The 16630-nt window shown below is 37.4% G+C and carries 15 protein-coding genes; 8 read left to right on the top strand and 7 right to left on the bottom strand.

All coding sequences use genetic code 11. The features are described from left to right. Positions 1-420 precede the first annotated feature (420 nt). Genes AWW73_RS04645 through AWW73_RS04635 form a run of 3 tightly spaced genes read right to left on the bottom strand, consistent with a single transcriptional unit; the run spans position 421 to position 2384 of the window. Positions 421-1029, bottom strand: coding sequence for an OB-fold-containig protein (locus AWW73_RS04645; protein ID WP_031948524.1), 609 nt, complete (start codon positions 1027-1029; stop codon positions 421-423). Positions 1030-1054: 25 nt separating this feature from the next. Further along, positions 1055-1363 (bottom strand): Rieske (2Fe-2S) protein, encoded by a 309-nt coding sequence (locus AWW73_RS04640; protein ID WP_002121079.1) that lies wholly within the window; start codon positions 1361-1363, stop codon positions 1055-1057. A 16-nt stretch (positions 1364-1379) separates the two neighbouring features. Beyond that, entirely contained in the window at positions 1380-2384 is a 1005-nt protein-coding gene (locus AWW73_RS04635) for an adenosine kinase (protein WP_062848892.1), read from the bottom strand. A gap of 110 nt (positions 2385-2494) precedes the next feature. Between AWW73_RS04635 and AWW73_RS04630 the strand changes: the two genes are divergently transcribed. The 3 genes from AWW73_RS04630 to AWW73_RS04620 all read left to right on the top strand — a co-directional run bounded on the left by AWW73_RS04630 (position 2495) and on the right by AWW73_RS04620 (position 7418). After that, entirely contained in the window at positions 2495-2866 is a 372-nt protein-coding gene (locus AWW73_RS04630; RefSeq protein ID WP_240491647.1) for a GNAT family N-acetyltransferase, read from the top strand. Between the two features lie 440 nt (positions 2867-3306). Further along, positions 3307-6246 (top strand): insulinase family protein, encoded by a 2940-nt coding sequence (locus tag AWW73_RS04625; protein WP_062848891.1) that lies wholly within the window; start codon positions 3307-3309, stop codon positions 6244-6246. A 20-nt stretch (positions 6247-6266) separates the two neighbouring features. Beyond that, entirely contained in the window at positions 6267-7418 is a 1152-nt protein-coding gene (locus tag AWW73_RS04620) for a phospholipase A (RefSeq protein WP_062848890.1), read from the top strand. Positions 7419-7458: 40 nt separating this feature from the next. Here AWW73_RS04620 and AWW73_RS04615 read toward each other — a convergent pair whose 3' ends face one another. From AWW73_RS04615 to ilvA, 3 genes are all read right to left on the bottom strand, one after another. Beyond that, positions 7459-8796, bottom strand: a complete 1338-nt coding sequence (locus AWW73_RS04615; RefSeq protein WP_062848889.1) for a TrkH family potassium uptake protein — start codon at positions 8794-8796, stop codon at positions 7459-7461. Between the two features lie 18 nt (positions 8797-8814). Further along, positions 8815-9465 carry a potassium channel family protein gene (locus AWW73_RS04610; protein ID WP_057106394.1) on the bottom strand — a complete coding sequence of 217 codons (651 nt, stop codon included), beginning with the start codon at positions 9463-9465 and terminating at the stop codon, positions 8815-8817. Between the two features lie 144 nt (positions 9466-9609). Next, on the bottom strand, positions 9610-11157 hold the full coding sequence (gene ilvA, locus AWW73_RS04605; RefSeq protein ID WP_014206951.1) for a threonine ammonia-lyase, biosynthetic: 1548 nt from the start codon (positions 11155-11157) through the stop codon (positions 9610-9612). Between the two features lie 101 nt (positions 11158-11258). Between ilvA and rpiA the strand changes: the two genes are divergently transcribed. Together rpiA and AWW73_RS04595 are read left to right on the top strand one after the other, a co-directional pair. After that, positions 11259-11930, top strand: a complete 672-nt coding sequence (rpiA, locus tag AWW73_RS04600) for a ribose-5-phosphate isomerase RpiA (protein ID WP_002046900.1) — start codon at positions 11259-11261, stop codon at positions 11928-11930. Then, positions 11930-12610: a YgjP family zinc-dependent metalloprotease gene (locus tag AWW73_RS04595; RefSeq protein WP_062848888.1), complete on the top strand. Its 681-nt coding sequence runs from the start codon at positions 11930-11932 to the stop codon at positions 12608-12610. Before rpiA ends, AWW73_RS04595 begins: the two co-directional genes overlap by 1 nt. Here the strand turns inward: AWW73_RS04595 and AWW73_RS04590 are convergent. Then, positions 12607-14127, bottom strand: a complete 1521-nt coding sequence (locus AWW73_RS04590) for a hypothetical protein (RefSeq protein WP_062848887.1) — start codon at positions 14125-14127, stop codon at positions 12607-12609. The two genes, AWW73_RS04595 and AWW73_RS04590, sit on opposite strands and share 4 nt — an antisense overlap. Before the next feature lie 183 nt (positions 14128-14310). Between AWW73_RS04590 and argC the strand changes: the two genes are divergently transcribed. From argC to clpS, 3 genes are all read left to right on the top strand, one after another. Next, positions 14311-15366 (top strand): N-acetyl-gamma-glutamyl-phosphate reductase, encoded by a 1056-nt coding sequence (gene argC / locus AWW73_RS04585; RefSeq protein ID WP_081409485.1) that lies wholly within the window; start codon positions 14311-14313, stop codon positions 15364-15366. 75 nt (positions 15367-15441) lie between these two features. After that, the gene (locus AWW73_RS04580; RefSeq protein WP_080648702.1) at positions 15442-16200 is read left to right on the top strand and encodes a DUF6776 family protein; all 759 of its coding nucleotides are present in this window, start codon (positions 15442-15444) and stop codon (positions 16198-16200) included. 9 nt (positions 16201-16209) lie between these two features. Continuing rightward, complete coding sequence (gene clpS / locus AWW73_RS04575; RefSeq protein ID WP_002121129.1) at positions 16210-16623, top strand: ATP-dependent Clp protease adapter ClpS; 414 nt, start codon at positions 16210-16212, stop codon at positions 16621-16623. Positions 16624-16630: the final 7 nt, after the last annotated feature.

The following is a 16630-nucleotide window of genomic DNA, read 5'->3' as shown; positions in this document are numbered from 1 at the left end:
TTTAACTAAACGACCATTAAGATTTTTAAAATTAAGGCTCATAAATTAAACCTCATTTGATATTAAATTTATTATTAATCAAAATATAATAAAAATAAACATTAAATATATTTTAAATGAATATTTAAATAATTAATTTATGTAAAACAAATACTTAGTATTTTAAAATAAATACCATACTAAAATAGTTTGAATTAATTATTAAATCCTACTAAAACACTTGTAAATAAATTTTTTAAGTTGATTAAAATGGTTTGTTTTAAAATAATACCAACTAAAATGGTTTTATATAATATTTGTAAGTTTTATTTCAAACTAAAATAGTTGGAATAATAAATAATTAATTAAAAAGAAAATAATAAAATATAGACGTAATGAAGCCTGCTAAAAGCAGTAAGTAAATAGAATAGTAGTAAGAGTTTAATCGGGGGCGAAAAGATCGTTTGATACAGAAATTTTCTTGGCTACATAATGGCTTTTATGCACTCTTACAAGGATAACTTGAGAGTATAATTCGAGTTCACCGTATTCTGGTTCGACTTGAACGTAGTGGAGCTGGCCAAATTCATCACGGACACGGGCTTGGGCAGAAAATCCAGGTCGAGCATTACCGCTGGAAATCGTCGCTAATCGCCCTAAAAGATTATAGTTGGTATGAGTAAGCTTTGGCTTAATTACTTGGTCTAGGCAGTGAATCATGAACACAGTAAAAAAGATGGCGATCACAAGAGCGGGGACAATTAAATAAAACGGTGAAATAAAATAATGCTGGATTGCAAAAAAAGAGAGCTGTAAAAAATAACCTGCAAAACTAAAATTGATAAGTAAAAAAACGAAAATTAAAGCTTTAGAAAATTTAACGTTAAGTAGTGGTGAGTTAGAAAGCCAAACAGGCGCAATTTTTTTGAGTAATTGACTTGGACGAAGTCCAATATACATACCAATGGTTTCTACCACGCTGAGTAATATCAAAGCCACTACACTTAAGTGAAATGGCATAAGATAATAATTGAAAAAGAAATCAGCCATGGCAGAAACTCTAATGTTGATCGCTTCAGTCTACGATATAGATACCGCCATCTGAATGTACTTTAATCTCAACTTTATTTAAAAAATCACCTAAACATGGACCTGAGATACATTCACCTGTTTCCACAGTAAATAAAGCACCATGAGTAGAACATTGGATGTATTCTTGATCTTGATCAAGAAATTGATTTTCTAAATATTCAAGCTCTGTTTGCAAGTGAGGACATAAGTTTTGATAAGCATAGAATGCGCCATCACGTTGAGTAATGAAAATAGTAGTTCCTTGTAAAGTGTCAAAAGCTCTAGCTTCACGCTCAGGAACTTCTTCCGTCATACAGATCCTTTCCATTTCAAGCACATTCCTTCTGAAAATTTTCAAGAAGTTTAGCATAATCATTAATCGCTAAACGTGGGCCAAATTGGGAAACAACTTCACTTGAAATTAACACGGCTAACTGTGCAGCAGCATTCAAATCTTGATGATGGTTTAGGGCATAAAGGAATGCGCCTGCAAATGCATCGCCAGCACCATTGGTATCAACTGCTTCTACATGACGACCTGCAACATGGAAATGTTGAGTAGAGTTAGAGACTAAAGCACCTTTAGCACTTTGTGTAATGACTACTGTATGATTTTTAAAACGTAATTGAGCAAGAGCGTCTTCTACAGTTGTTGTATTGGTATACATTAAGGCTTCTTGTTCATTACAAAATAATAAATCTACGCCATCATCCATAAGTTCTTCTAAGCCATCGCGAGCGTATTGCACCATCGCAGGATCTGAAAGAGATAAAGCAATCTTAACACCATTTGCTTTGGCAATTTCTCTGGCTTGTTTTACAGCTTTACGCGCTGTTTCACTTGTAGAAAGATAACCTTCAATATAAAGCCATTTTGCTGTTTTTAATGGTTCAAAATCGATTTGATCTTGAGAAAGTTCAGCAGTGATACCTAAATAGGTATGCATTGTGCGTTCAGAGTCAGGACTAATGAGTACCATGCAAGTACCTGTCACGCCTTCACTAATCGATTTTGGAGTCGTCTGGATCCCAGCTTCATTTAAACCTTGTAGATAAATTGAACCTAAATCATCATTACCAACACGGCAACCATAAAAAGCACTTCCGCCTAATGCACTAAAGGCCACAGTTGTGTTTGCCGCTGAACCGCCACTCGCTTGACCTTTGTAGTCTTGGTGTTGTCTTAACTCTGCATAAAGAGCAGATTGGGTGTCACAATCGGACAACTGCATTGTGCCTTTTTGCAAGCCTTGCTGATTAAGAAAATCATCAGACACTTTAAATTCTTGGTCGATTAATGCATTACCAATTGCAAAAAGATCTACAGTTGCCATATGTGTTGTCACAAAATAAAAAAATCAGTTAGCTAAGTTTACACCATTGCTTGGATTTGCTGTAGTTTGTTGAATAAAATTCAGTTAAATCAAAAATTAGTGGAGAAATATTGTTGTTAGAAGATTCTTTAGATCAGTTTTTAATACAAAAATTTGATGAGTTGCCAGAGCAAATTATTGAATTGAGTTTGATTGCCCAGAAAGAGGGTTTTAGATTTATTAATAGATTGATAAACGAATATCAATCTGGCCAAAATCGTTTTAATGAGCAAGGAGAGGCTTTATTTGGCATTCAAGAGAATGAAAAAATAATCGCTATTGGAGGCATTAATGCCACTGAAGATATAGGGCTTGGTCGATTAAGGCGTTTTTATGTGCATCCTTCTTATCGATGCCATGGAATTGGAAAATTTTTATTGAGTATTATTGAACAACATGCAAAAAAAACATTTTGTAGAAATCGTTTTATATACAGATACTAATAGAGCTGCTACTTTTTATAAGAATATGGGATATTGTGAAATAAACACACCCCATAGTAACTTTGCTAAAAAGATCGTTTAGTTGATTATTTAAATATTTGATAGTTATTATTTTTTATAATTTCTCGACGTAATGGGTGAATGTCTGAATTTAATAAGCCATTTTTAGATGAATAAATCTTTTCAGATAAGTGTTTTTAAGTAAAAGCTCATCAACTTGATAAGCTTTTTTATTCAATATCTATCTCATACATAGAATTAAAAGCTTTTGTTCTGTTAGGATAAAACATTCATGGCTATGTGCTTGATATCAAAGCCGTGCTGATGAAAACTAATACTCAACAAAAACATAGTATTTTACTTGGCTTTTGTTCGCCAATCTCAAGCTGACTCAGGCTATAATGAGACTTATTCACTTATCCGATATGTTAGGAGATCACATGACTGTAGATGTCACTGAAACCATTTCTCAAACTGTTCACCCTGCGTTTCAGTTGCTACGTCAGCACCATGTAGAAGCATTAGATATTTTAGTGTCTGAATATAAGCATAAAGTCACAGGTGCGGTGCATTATCACTTGGCAACTGATTATGATGAAAATGTATTTCTTGTTGCTTTTAGAACACAGCCTATGGACTCTAAAGGCACGGCACACATTTTAGAACATACGGCTTTGTGTGGATCTGAAAAGTTTCCGGTACGTGATCCATTCTTTTTAATGATTCGTCGTTCTTTAAATACTTTTATGAACGCGTTTACAGCAGCAGATTGGACTGCATATCCATTCGCTACCCAAAACAAAAAAGATTTCCAAAACTTACTTTCTGTTTATCTTGATGCGGCATTTGCTGCCAATTTGAATCCACTTGATTTTGCTCAAGAAGGTATTCGTATTGAACTTGAAAATGGCCAACCTGTTTATAAAGGTGTTGTTTTTAATGAAATGAAAGGCGCGATGAGTGCGCCGTCTGACCAGCTTTATCATCAGTTGGCTCATCATTTATTCCCTGAAACAACCTATCATTACAACTCAGGTGGTGACCCGAAAGATATTCCTGACCTAACTTATGATCAGTTAGTCGAGTTTTATAAAGTACATTACCACCCAAGTAATGCTGTATTCATGACCTTTGGTAATCAGACAGCATATGAATTACAAGAGCAATTTGAAAAACTAGCTCTACATAAGTTTTCCGCGGGTACAACTTTATATTCTAAGCCTGAAAAACGTTTAGCTGCGCCAATTGAAGTAACAGAAAACTATGGCGTTGATAGCGATGATTTAAAAGATAAGACTTATCATGTTCTATCTTGGTTATTGCCAGAAGCAAATGATATTAAATTGCGTTTAGGAATGCGTTTAGTGGAAGGGATTTTGTTAGAAAACTCGGCTTCTCCACTCCGTCATTACCTAGAAACTTGTGGTTATGCTCAATCTACAGGTCCATTGATGGGCGTAGACGATAGTAATTTTGAAATGACTTTCTATTGTGGCGTTCAAGGTTCAAATCCTGAACATGCTCAAAGTTTTAGAGATGGTGTTTTAAATATTCTGCGTGATGTTGCTGCAAAACCAATTGATAGTAATTTAGTTGATGCAATTTTGCATCAAATCGAGTTACATCAACGTGAAATTAATGGTGATGGTACACCATATGGTTTAAGTCTAATTTTAAATGGTTTAAGTGGTGCGATTCACCATAATGACCCAATTCAAATCTGGGACGTCGACAGCGCAATTGCACAAGTTAAAGAAGAGTTGAAAGACCCAATGTGGTTATCAAATCTGATTCAAACACATTTACTCGACAACCCTCATCGCGTACAGATGACTTTAGTTCCAGATCCGACCAAGTCTGTAAAAGAGCAAGAAGCGGAAAAAGCTCGTTTAGCGGCTATTGGTGAAAAGCTAACAGACGCTGATAAGGCTGAAATCATTGCTAAGACCAAAGCTCTAGAGGAACGTCAGGATACTCCAGATAACCTTGAATTATTACCGAAAGTAGGTTTGGAAGATGTACCTGCTGACTTGCATATTGTGCAAGGACAGTTACGTGAAATTATTTGTAATCGTATGGATACACCGTTGAACTTGTACCATGCGGGTACTAACGGTATTTACTATCAACAAGTACTTATTCAGATTCCTGAAGATATTGTGAAGTCACCTTATTTCAATTTGCTTTCTATTTTAATGGGTGAAGTCGGTGCAGGTGAGTATGACTATCTTGAACTGCAAAACTTACAAACGGCTGTAAGTGGTGGTTTGGGAATGGGTGCTTCATTACGTAGTAAAGTTGACGATAAAGATAAAATTAGTGCTTGGTTAACTTTAACGACTAAATCGTTGACTCAGAAATTTGATGCAATTCATCTATTAAAATTAGCATTTGAACAGCTTCGCTTTGATGAGAAAGAACGAATTATCGAGTTACTGCAGCAACGTAAAACACGTTGGCAATCTCGTTTATCTGGATCAGGTCATAGCTATGCGATGCAGATTGCATCTCGTAATATGAGTGCCTTGGCTCAACGTGACTATCAAAACACGGGTTTAGGTGCATTGAACTGGTTGGGTGAGCTTGTTGCTAAAATTACTCAAGATGATGCTGCTTATGACGAATTAATTGCAGAATTAAAGCGTATTCATAGCAAATTATTGCAAGCACCTAAACAGTTCTTACTTGTGTGTGAAGAACATCAATCTGAACGTTTGGTTGAAGAAATCCAGAATGTTTGGGATAAATTGAATGTTGATATAGCTACAACTGAGTTAACTCAAGTAGAACAAGCTAATGATAATAATCATGAGGCGTGGTTAATTCAGGCAAATGTCCAATTCTGTGCGTCTGCATATCAAGCGGTAGAAGTGTCGCATCCAGATGCGGCTCCATTAATGGTATTGGCAGCTTATTTACGTAATGGATTCTTGCACAGTGCTATCCGTGAAAAAGGTGGTGCTTATGGTGGCGGTGCTAGTTATGATGGAAATGCATGTTCATTCCGTTTCTTTAGCTACCGTGACCCACGTTTAGCAGAGACTTTTAAAGACTTTGAAGCAAGTGTGCAATGGTTATTAAATACAGAGCAACAACCTCATCAGCTTGAAGAAGCGATTCTTGGTTTAGTAGCAAGTATGGATAAACCAGGTTCTCCAGCCGGGGAAGCGATTACAGCATGTTATGCATTGTTGCATGCGAGAACACCAGCTTTCCGCCGTACTTTGCGTGAAAGGCTGTTGCATGTAACATTAGACGATTTACAGCGCGTTGCTCGTCAATATTTAGTAGAGCAAACACCTGTAAAAGCTGTAGTTGCGCCATTTGCGAAACGCGATGAATTGCAACAGCTAGGTTTCACCATTCAACAAGTTAATTAAAATAAAAATTGGAGATGAACATGGCGTTCAGACAATTTGAACGCACATCTTTACAGCCAAGCATGGGAATCGTGCTTAGCTGTTTATGTGCGTCTGTAACATATGCTGATACCTTAGCACCTGCAAACCCTGCCACAGTTGATGCATGTGTTGCTCTTGCTTCGAATGCTGATCGTCTGGCTTGTTACGACTCTGTATTTAAACCAGCAGCTTTACCTGTTTTGCAAGCTGCGGTAATACCTGAGCCTGTTAAAAAAATTGATCAGCCTGCTGTTCAACCAGAAACATTTAAAGAGAAGGTTGTTGACACGGTAAGTAATATCAAACTTATTGGGAAAGCGCCTAAACTTGAAACGACGACTTCTTTACTTGATCAACGTTGGGAGTTGTCTGAAGAAAGTAAATTAGGTGCTTGGAATATTCGTGCTTATCAACCAGTCTATTTGCTACCTGTATATTGGACCACTGATAAAAATGAATTCCCAAGTAGTCCGAATCCAAATAATACAGTGACTGAAGCTCAAAATCTAAAATCAACCGAAAGTAAATTTCAGATTTCTTTTAAAACCAAAGCTTGGGAAAATATTTTTGGAAATAATGGAGATTTATGGGTAGGTTATACGCAATCTTCACGTTGGCAGACATTTAATGCTGAAGAATCTCGCCCTTTCCGTGAAACCAACTATGAGCCAGAAGCAAGTTTGATGTTTAGAACGAACTATGAATTGCTAGGTTTAGATGGGCGTTTGCTTGGGGTAACCTTAAACCATCAGTCAAATGGTCGCTCAGATCCATTATCTCGTAGCTGGAACCGTGTAATTTTTAACGTTGGATTAGAACGAGGTAACTTTGCTTTAATGCTTCGTCCATGGATTCGTCTTGAAGAAGATAGTAAAGATGATAATAATCCGGATATGGAAGATTACATTGGTCGTGGTGATTTAACAGCGTTTTATAAGTGGAAGCAGAATGACTTTTCTTTAATGCTGCGTCATTCATTGAAAGGTGGTAATGATTCTCATGGTGCTGTGCAATTTGATTGGGCTTTTCCAATCAGTGGCAAGCTGCGTGGACATTTCCAGTTGTTTAATGGTTACGGTGAAAGCTTGATTGATTATAACCATCGAGCAACTTATGCTGGTTTGGGTGTATCACTGTTGAATTGGTACTAAAAACGCTATAAGAAAAGCCGCTTTTAAAGCGGCTTTTTTATTATCCAATTTGAATGTTGGCTTGAGGGTGTTTGAGTCGACTCTTTTTAGGAGTAGCAATTAAATAGGCGAGTGTTAAAGGTCCAAGTCGTCCCGCAAACATAAGTAGGCTTAAAATGAATAAACTACCATTATGTAAATCTGGTGTGATTCCACGAGACAGACCCACGGTACACGCTGCTGAAACAACTTCAAAAAGTAAATTCATAAAATCTGCTTTAGGCTCTAAAAGCAAAAGAATAAAGAAACCTATAAAAATCAGTATGCTAGTAATAGCAGTGACTGCTAATGCTTTATAGGTCGTTTCATGAGATACAGAATGATTAAATATTCTAATTTCATCTGTACGGCGTAAAAATGAAATTACACTCAGCACTAAAATGACAAAGGTTCCAACTTTGATTCCACCCGCTGTACTCAGTGAACCCCCACCAATAAACATCAGTAACATCATCAGTAAAGAGCTACTGTTGGTCATTGCACCCGTATCAATGGTATTAAATCCTGAAGATCGAGGAACTGTTGCTTGAAACCAAGCATTTAATGCTTGTTCACCTGAGTTTAACATCCCTAAAGTTGCAGGATTTTGAGCTTCTAAAGCCCATATTAAAATAAAGGCAACTAGGTTAATAATAGCAATCGTTGTCAGAATAAGCTTGCTATTGGGAGTTAGTTTTTTCCATTTTTTGTTTTGTTTAATATCCATGAGAACTAAAAAACCAAGGCCACCTAAAGTGTAAAGTATGCTAATGGTTATACAAATAATATAGTTACTTTGGAAATTCATTAAGCTGTTGGAAAATAATGAAAAACCTGCATTATTAAATGAGGAGATACTGTAAAAAACCGCATAATATAAACCACGAGCAAATCCATATGTTGGTGCAAAAGCAGCGGTAAGAATAACTGTACCAATCAGCTCAAAAATAAGGGTGTAGGTGACAACTCCTTTAGCAACAAAAGTAACTTTTGATAGGCTTGTTTGTCCGAGACTATCTTGAGCCATCATTTGCTGTTTAAGACCAACTTTGGGAGATAAACTTAATGCAGCCAATATCGCAAAAGTCATAAAACCCAAACCGCCAGATTGAATCAACAATAAAATAATAGTTTGCCCAAAGAGGGTAAAAGATTCATGAATATTTAAAACAGATAGACCAGTAATTGTAACTGCTGAGGTGGCTGTAAAAAGCGCATCCATCCAGCTGACATTGCCTGTATTCGCAAATGGCAATTTAAGCAATAAAGTACCAAAAGTAATAAAGCCTAAGAACCCTAGCGCTAAAAGTGAAGGAGGGCTTAAATTTAATGTTTTATGAGGCTTGGGATATATAGACATATTCTAGAGTTCGTTTTCTTATATAAAGCAATTAGAAAGTTTCTTTAACTGCGAGAGATGGCCTTCTAAAATAAGAATATCATGTGTTTGCAAAGTAAAATTTTCTTCAGTTTCAAACAAAATCTGCTGTTGTCTTTTTACGAGCAATGTTTTGACCTGAGGAGCTTGCTGCATAATGCCATATAAATTAATACCGTTAAGTTTATCTGGGATTTCAATTTTTATAATGTAATGGTCGTCTTCTAAAGACATATAGCGACTTACCATCGGATAATTAAGGGCTTGAGCAACTCTTACTCCCATATCTTCTTCAGGATGAATAATTTTATTGATATTGAGATGTGACAAAATGGTGTGATGAGCTTTGGTTTTTGCTTTTACCCAAATTTTATCAATTCCCAAATTTTTTAAATTCAGCACACACAAAATACTGGCTTCAATATCTTCACCAATTGCCACTACAACTGCGTCACAATTTTGGATATTCAATTCGTCAAGCACATGTTCGTCGGTAGCATCAGCAATGACGGCATGAGTTAAAACATCGGCGAGATTCTCGACATTCTTTTTTACCGTATCGATGCCAATAACATCATGATTTAATTTTGAGAGCTCTTGAGCAACTGTTGCTCCAAAACTACCTAAGCCAATGACTGCGAACTGTGCCATGTTGGTCCTTTTTTCCGAGTTAGATCATTATTTTTAAGGATATTTTCTTTAAGATAAAGAGATGCAATGTAAAGATGATAGAAATATAAAAGAATTGTATAAAAAAGCCGACAACTTTGTCGGCCTCTTCATCAAAATTAAAGATTATTTCAAGAAGCGTTTATAACCGACATTATCAGTAATTTCTGCATATGGATAATTAATCTGCTCAAGCGTTTCAATCAATCCATCAGGGTTTTGTTTCGCATCGGTTGCTTGTAAGCCAACTAAAACACGTCCTTCTGCTGCACCATGATTACGGTAATGGAAGAGGGTAATGTTGTGCGTTGGACCTAAACGAGTTAAGAATGTTAAGAGCGCACCCGGACGTTCAGGGAACTCAACACGGAACAATCTTTCATCATCTAGATTTGCATGACCACCAATTAAATAACGAATATGTAATTTGGCAACTTCATCGTCAGAAAGGTCATCTACAATGTAATCTTGCTGTTTTAATTGTTCCAAAATTTCATGGCGCTCTGCATCTCCACCTTTCAAACTAATACCGACGAATACTTGTGCTTCCTCTGTATTGTTTGCGCGGTAGTTAAACTCAGTGATATTACGACCTTGTAAAGCACGGCAGAAGCCTAAGAATGCACCTTTTTCTTCAGATAGGGTAACCGCGTAAATCGCTTCGCGTTGCTCACCTAACTCGGTACGCTCAGCAATATAACGTAGGCGGTCAAAATTCATATTGGCGCCACAAACAATCGACACCATATTTTTATTGCTGATTTTGTGTTCGTGAATATATTTTTTAATACCCGCTAAAGCCATTGCTCCAGAAGGTTCAACAATGCTGCGGTTTTCATCAAATGTGTCTTTAATTGCTGCACAGATTTCATCTGTATTCACAGTGACAATATCAGGATCAACAATCGGACCTGAGTTATCAGATTTTCGCAAACGAATAATATCAAATGGTAAAGCACCAATTTGTGCAACAGCTGTACCATCTGCAAATAAGCCTACGTGAGGCAAAATTACACGTTCATTTGCTTCTAACGCTGCTTTTAAACAAGCAGATTCTTCATATTCAACGCCAATCACTTTTACGTGCGGTGCAACTTCTCCAAGGTAAGCTGCTACGCCTGAAATAAGGCCACCACCACCTACGGCAACAAACACATATTCTACATCACGCCATTGACGTAATATTTCATTGGCAATTGTGCCTTGACCTGCAATGACAAGTTCATCGTCATAAGGCGGAATAAATACAAGACCTTCAACTTCAGCACGTTGTTGAGCATATTTATTTGCGATATCAAAGCTATCGCCATGTAACACAACTTGACCACCTAAACGTTTAACTGCCTGAACTTTAATATCAGGGGTTGTGCTTGGCATAACGATAATCGCGGGAATGCCTAGTCTTTGACCTGACAATGCAACGCCTTGAGCATGATTGCCTGCAGAGGCGCAAATCACCCCACGTTCAAGTTGTTCTTTAGGTAATTGACTAATACGGTTATAGGCACCACGTAATTTAAAAGAAAAAACGGGTTGTAAATCTTCACGCTTAAAACGAATTGTATTATTTAATTTTTGACTAATTCGTGGAGCTGCTTCGAGAGGTGTTTCAATTGCAACATCATAAACCGTTGCTTGTAAAATTTGTCGTACCACACGAGACAGCATGTTCATCTTCCCTATAACAGTTTAAAATAGGAAATTATTGTAGCAAACCCTTGTGCATTTGCGCCGTTTATTGGTGCATAAATGTCAAAAAATAGTTGAGTGATGTCATGAGTCTATATGCAACCCAAGATGAAAAGAAACAAGCTGCTGCGAAAGCTGCTTTAAAACACTTACCCAAAGGTGGCATTTTGGGGGTTGGGACTGGAAGTACCGTAAATTTTCTAATTGATTTATTACCTGAATTACAATTAGAAGCAGCTGTGGCAAGTTCTCAAGCAACTGCTGATCGTCTTAAAAAGCTCGGTATTGAAGTTGTAGACATGAATCATGTGGGTAGCCTAGATGCCTATGTTGATGGTGCAGATGAGATCGACCGTCATATGCATATGATTAAAGGTGGTGGTGCTGCATTAACACGTGAAAAAATCGTGGCATCAATTGCTAAGAAATTTGTATGTATTGTTGATGATTCAAAATGGGTTGATCAACTTGGACGTGATTTTCCACTTCCTGTAGAAGTTATTCCAATGGCGCGTTCGGCTGTAGCTCGTAAATTGGTAAGTTTGGGTGGGGATCCGGTTTATCGTGAAGGTGTAGTTACAGATAACGGTAATGTGATTTTAGATGTTTTCAATCTCAATATCTTAAATGCTATTGAGCTCGAAAAAACAATTAACAATATTCCTGGTGTAGTAACTAACGGTATCTTTGCCTTAAATCCAGCAACGATTGCAATTGTTGCAACAAATAATGGTATTGAAGAGCGTACAGCACAGTAATGTCTGCAAAAATGCCAGAGATTAAAATCGTTCGACACGTAAGAGCAAGAAAATTGCGCTTACGTGTTGAGCCTGCTTCAATCCGCCTTACGGTTCCTTTATTTTGTAGTAAGAAGCAAATTCAGCATTTTTTAGCCCAATCTGAACAATGGTTAACCGAAACGTGGAATAAACAACAAAACGTCCAATCGGCATCCATTGATATTCCTTCAGAAATTTATTTTTTTAATAAAGAACAGCCATTTCAAGTGATTGTTCAAAAACAGCATCGTGTTTTTCAATTTGATTGGGAAAGTCGTCGATTATTTATTAAAGATACACAGCCATATTTGGCATTGCAAAGTGCAGTTATTGCCTATGCGAAGCAAGAATTACCCGAGCTTTTAAAAGAATTAAGTGAGTACACTCATTTAAATTATAGGGAGTGTACAATTCGCCGCCCGAAAACTCGGTGGGGAAGTTGTAGTAGCCAACATAATATTATGCTACATGCAGGCCTGGTACTCATGTCACATGAAATTGCTCGCTATGTGGCTATTCATGAGTTGGCGCATACCAAGCATTTTGACCATAGCCCTGCATTTTGGGCGGAAGTCGAAAAATATGATCCATATTTTCAAAAACACCGCAGACAACTTAAATCAAATCCATTGCCTGCATGGTGGTATGTTTCAGCTTAACTAAAACTACATTCTAGTTGAGGTGTTTGTAAGTTATCGGGTGCTTTCCGACTATCTAAACCTGCTTTAGCACTCATAATCTTATTTGCTTTAATAGATAATTGTATGAAGTTGTATTGTTGCGTCGAGTTATTTGGTTCGGCTGAACTTGAATTGAGTAAATAACTTGAGCTGGCAGCATCTGTTTGCAATAAATTATCGGTACTATCAGCACTTAGAGCAGTGCGATAAATTTGAGAACCTTTACTTAAGTCGATTTGACCGTTCGCACGGAAATTAAGCTGACATCCATTTGAAGTGTCTTCATAGTGACCAATCAAATAGTCTGTAGCAGGTAGGTTTGGATCTGATAGGTTGATGCTGGTTAGGCCTTGTTTGCATGGGTAGGTCGACCCATTACAAGTCGCTGTAGTAGTAAATCCAACAGCTCTACGATAATCTCCAGCACCGTCAATACGAATAAAGGTCGTTGAATTTACGGTAGGAACAACACCTGTATATTGTTTCTTTTGCAGAAGTTCATAGCCCGTTTGATCTAAAGACTGCTGGGAATTGGCTGTAGCTAATTGCAAAGTAGATGCTTTTAGGTTGGTTCCAAAGTAATCGCGCGTTACTTTTTGATTGGCAGCAATATCTAACAATGTATTTTTTGCTGGATCAATATTATCAGGAGCAGGGGTGAAAATAGGGGTGAAGGATGTTTGATCGCCATGAAGTTTTTTACCATCTAAAAAGCCATCTTTTAAATCAGTTGCTAAACTTTTAACGAGTTCTTGGTAGGTGCTTGCTTCACCATGAATTGCTGACCAATATTGTAAATAGCCAAAGCTAAGGTAGCTATCTACATATGTACTAGGTTGTTTGGTTGAATACTGCTGTAAATTTAAAATTGTTAATGGATTAGCTGGGCTTAAACTAGGAATAGCGGCGTCTTTAAATGCATTCATTAATGATTTGTAGACATCTTGAGAAGCTAAGTCCACATGTAATTGCTCAATACGAGTTGGGTCGATTGTCTCTTGAGGGAGTTGTCCCGAACGTATGACAGCTCGTTGGTAAACCGCTTCACTACTTGGGCTAATGAATTGGGTTCTGCTACTTACCGTATTTGGTGTAATAAATGCATGATAAATACCTGATAAATTTTGGTACTGCGAAGTAAGTGGGTCAAACACTTGAGATGAGCTTTGAGTTGTAATTTCTACGCGATATAAACGATTCAATTTTGCAGTAGGAATTTTGACATTAAAGCTGTTTAAACTTGTAATTGAAGTATCCAACAAAACAGCGTTATTGGTGTTGTCATATACTTTAAGTTGGATATTACGCATTTCTACAGGGGTTTTTAAAGTAACATCAGTTGTTGCTTCAGGTGTAGGGTCAACAGGCGTTGGTGTAGTTGGTGAACTGCCTCCACTACTACCTCCACCTCCACAACCAGTAAGGGCCACACTTAAAATTAATGTGCTAAAGCCAAGGTACGTGCGTAATTTTGTTTCTTTTGATTGTTGAAGCATCCTAGCTCTCCAAAAATTAATCTGGTATTTATTTGCTGATATTTATGTGGTTATGACAGTCCAGTAAGTACTATCTAATTGTCGCTAAAATTAAAAAATTAAAATTACCAAGCATGAAATGGTTTTGTAAGCTTGGACATCCTGTCATACTACTGCCCAAGTATAGATTCAAAAATTGAGGTAATGCACGTGATTTCTGTCGGAATTGTTGGTGGAACGGGTTATACAGGCGTTGAACTATTACGTATTTTATTACGACATCCTAAAGCGCAGGTTCGAGTTCTTACTTCACGTACAGAAGCGGGCAAACCAGTTGCAGATATGTTCCCTAATTTACGTGGCCATACAGATCTTCAATTTTCAGATTTAAACATTGATGCATTAAAAGAATGTGATGTTGTATTTTTTGCAACTCCACACGGCGTTGCGATGCAGCATGCCAAAGAGTTGATTGCAGCTGGAACTAAAGTAATTGATTTAGCAGCAGACTTTCGCTTACAAGATCTTGAGCAGTTTGAAAAATGGTATGGTATGGAGCATGCTTGCCCTGATGTATTAAAAGATTCTGTATATGGTCTAACTGAGTTAAACCGTGAAAAAATTAAACAAGCTCAAGTTATTGGTAACCCAGGTTGCTATCCGACGACTGTTCAATTAGGTTTAGCGCCACTGTTAAAATCAGCACAAGCACTCATTGAAACAAAAAATATTATTATTGATGCGAAATCTGGTGTTTCTGGTGCTGGCCGTAAAGCAAGCTTAGGCATGATTTATAGTGAAAATGCAGATAACTTTAAAGCCTATGGTGTTGCAGGTCATCGCCATCATCCGGAAATTGTAGAAGCTCTAGAAAATATTGCAGGCCAAAAAGGTGGCTTTGAAGGGCTCTTGTTTGTTCCCCATTTAGTGCCAATGATTCGCGGTATGTTGAGTACAATTTATGTAGACTTAACGGAAGCGGGTAAGCAGACAGATTTACAATCTTTATATGAAAACTTCTATGCTAATGAAAAATTTGTAGATGTCATGCCTGCAAATAGTTCACCTGAAACACGTAGTGTACGCGGTGCAAATGAGCTTCGTATTGCTTTGTATAAACCACAACCAAATAAACTGATTATTTTGGCGGCTCAAGATAACCTTGTAAAAGGTGCATCTGGTCAGGCTGTACAAAATATGAACCTTATGTTTGGCTTTAGTGAAGATGAAGGCTTACAAGGGATTGGTTTATTACCATAAAAAACTCTTTTTTGCTTCACACACATTTAAATTTCGATTTAAATGTGTGTCTTGACTCTGATCTTGAACACTGAGATGACGATGCAAAACTCTGGACAGACGACTTCAGTAGAAAGTTCGTTGCAAAAGAAAAATTTTTTAAACACCAATAAGCCTTTGTTTATTGGTGCTGCTATTTTAATGAGTGGTTGTTTTGCGCTCGGCTATACAATTGGGCACCGTCAAGGTTTAACTGTTGTTGGTTACGATGCAGATGCGGAGCAATTGGTTGAAGTGGTGCAAAAGCAAAAAACAGCTTTAGATGCAGTTAACAAAAGCTTAAATGCAGCGGTGCAAGAGCGTGATGTGGCTGTGACGAATGCGAATGATTTGTTTGAAGCGCTTAATCAAGCGAACGCCGATAAGACTCAGCAAGAAGGTATGAGTAATATCTACCGTGAGATTTTGAGACAACGTGGTGGTTTAAGCTTAACGGTTCAAAATCTGGCAATTAAGCCTTTACCTGAAAATGCTTATGAATATCAGCTAGATTTAGTCCAAGTAAGCCCAAGTAAGCGCCGTGCTCTAGGATCGGTTGAAATAAGATTGATCAAAGATACAGAGGTTTTAGTCGTGCCGCTTGAAGCGAAGAACTTTAACTTTACTGATTTTGAGCGCTTAACAGGCCGTTGGACGATGCCTAAAGGTTTTACGCCTCAATTTATTGAAGTGCGTTTAACAGGTGGCTCTGAAACACCAGTTATTAAACGTTTTAGTTGGCAGCGCGGTAAACCTGTCGAAACATCTTCTGCTTTTGTAGCAGAAATTCCTCAAGCTGAAGCAAATTCACAATAGTAACATCCTATGCGAACAAATAAGCGTCAAACAAACTTAAAAGATATCAAGGCTTCTTTTCAGCAGTCTGGCTATGTCGATTGGCACTTCCATCCACGCTTAAGTGATTCGCAAAACGAAGATCATGATGGAGAGGTTGTCGTACAAACAGCTCCTCCAGAACTCAAGCGTCCCCCATTATATGCAGTCGTATTAATGAATGACGATTACACTCCAATGGACTTTGTAATTGAAATTTTACAACAATACTTTGCAATGAATCTTGACCAAGCAACTCAAGTAATGCTAACAGTACACTATGAAGGTAAAGGTATTGCCGGAGTCTATCCAAGAGACATCGCGGAAACTAAGGCAAACCTTGTTAATAATTACGCTCGATCTCAAGGTCATCCATTACTTTGCCAGATTGAGCCTAAAGCATAAGGGGGTT

The organism is Acinetobacter lactucae (genome assembly GCF_001605885.1).
GTDB classification, from domain to species: Bacteria; Pseudomonadota; Gammaproteobacteria; order Pseudomonadales; family Moraxellaceae; genus Acinetobacter; species Acinetobacter lactucae.
This window is presented reverse-complemented; position numbering and strand designations above follow the sequence as displayed.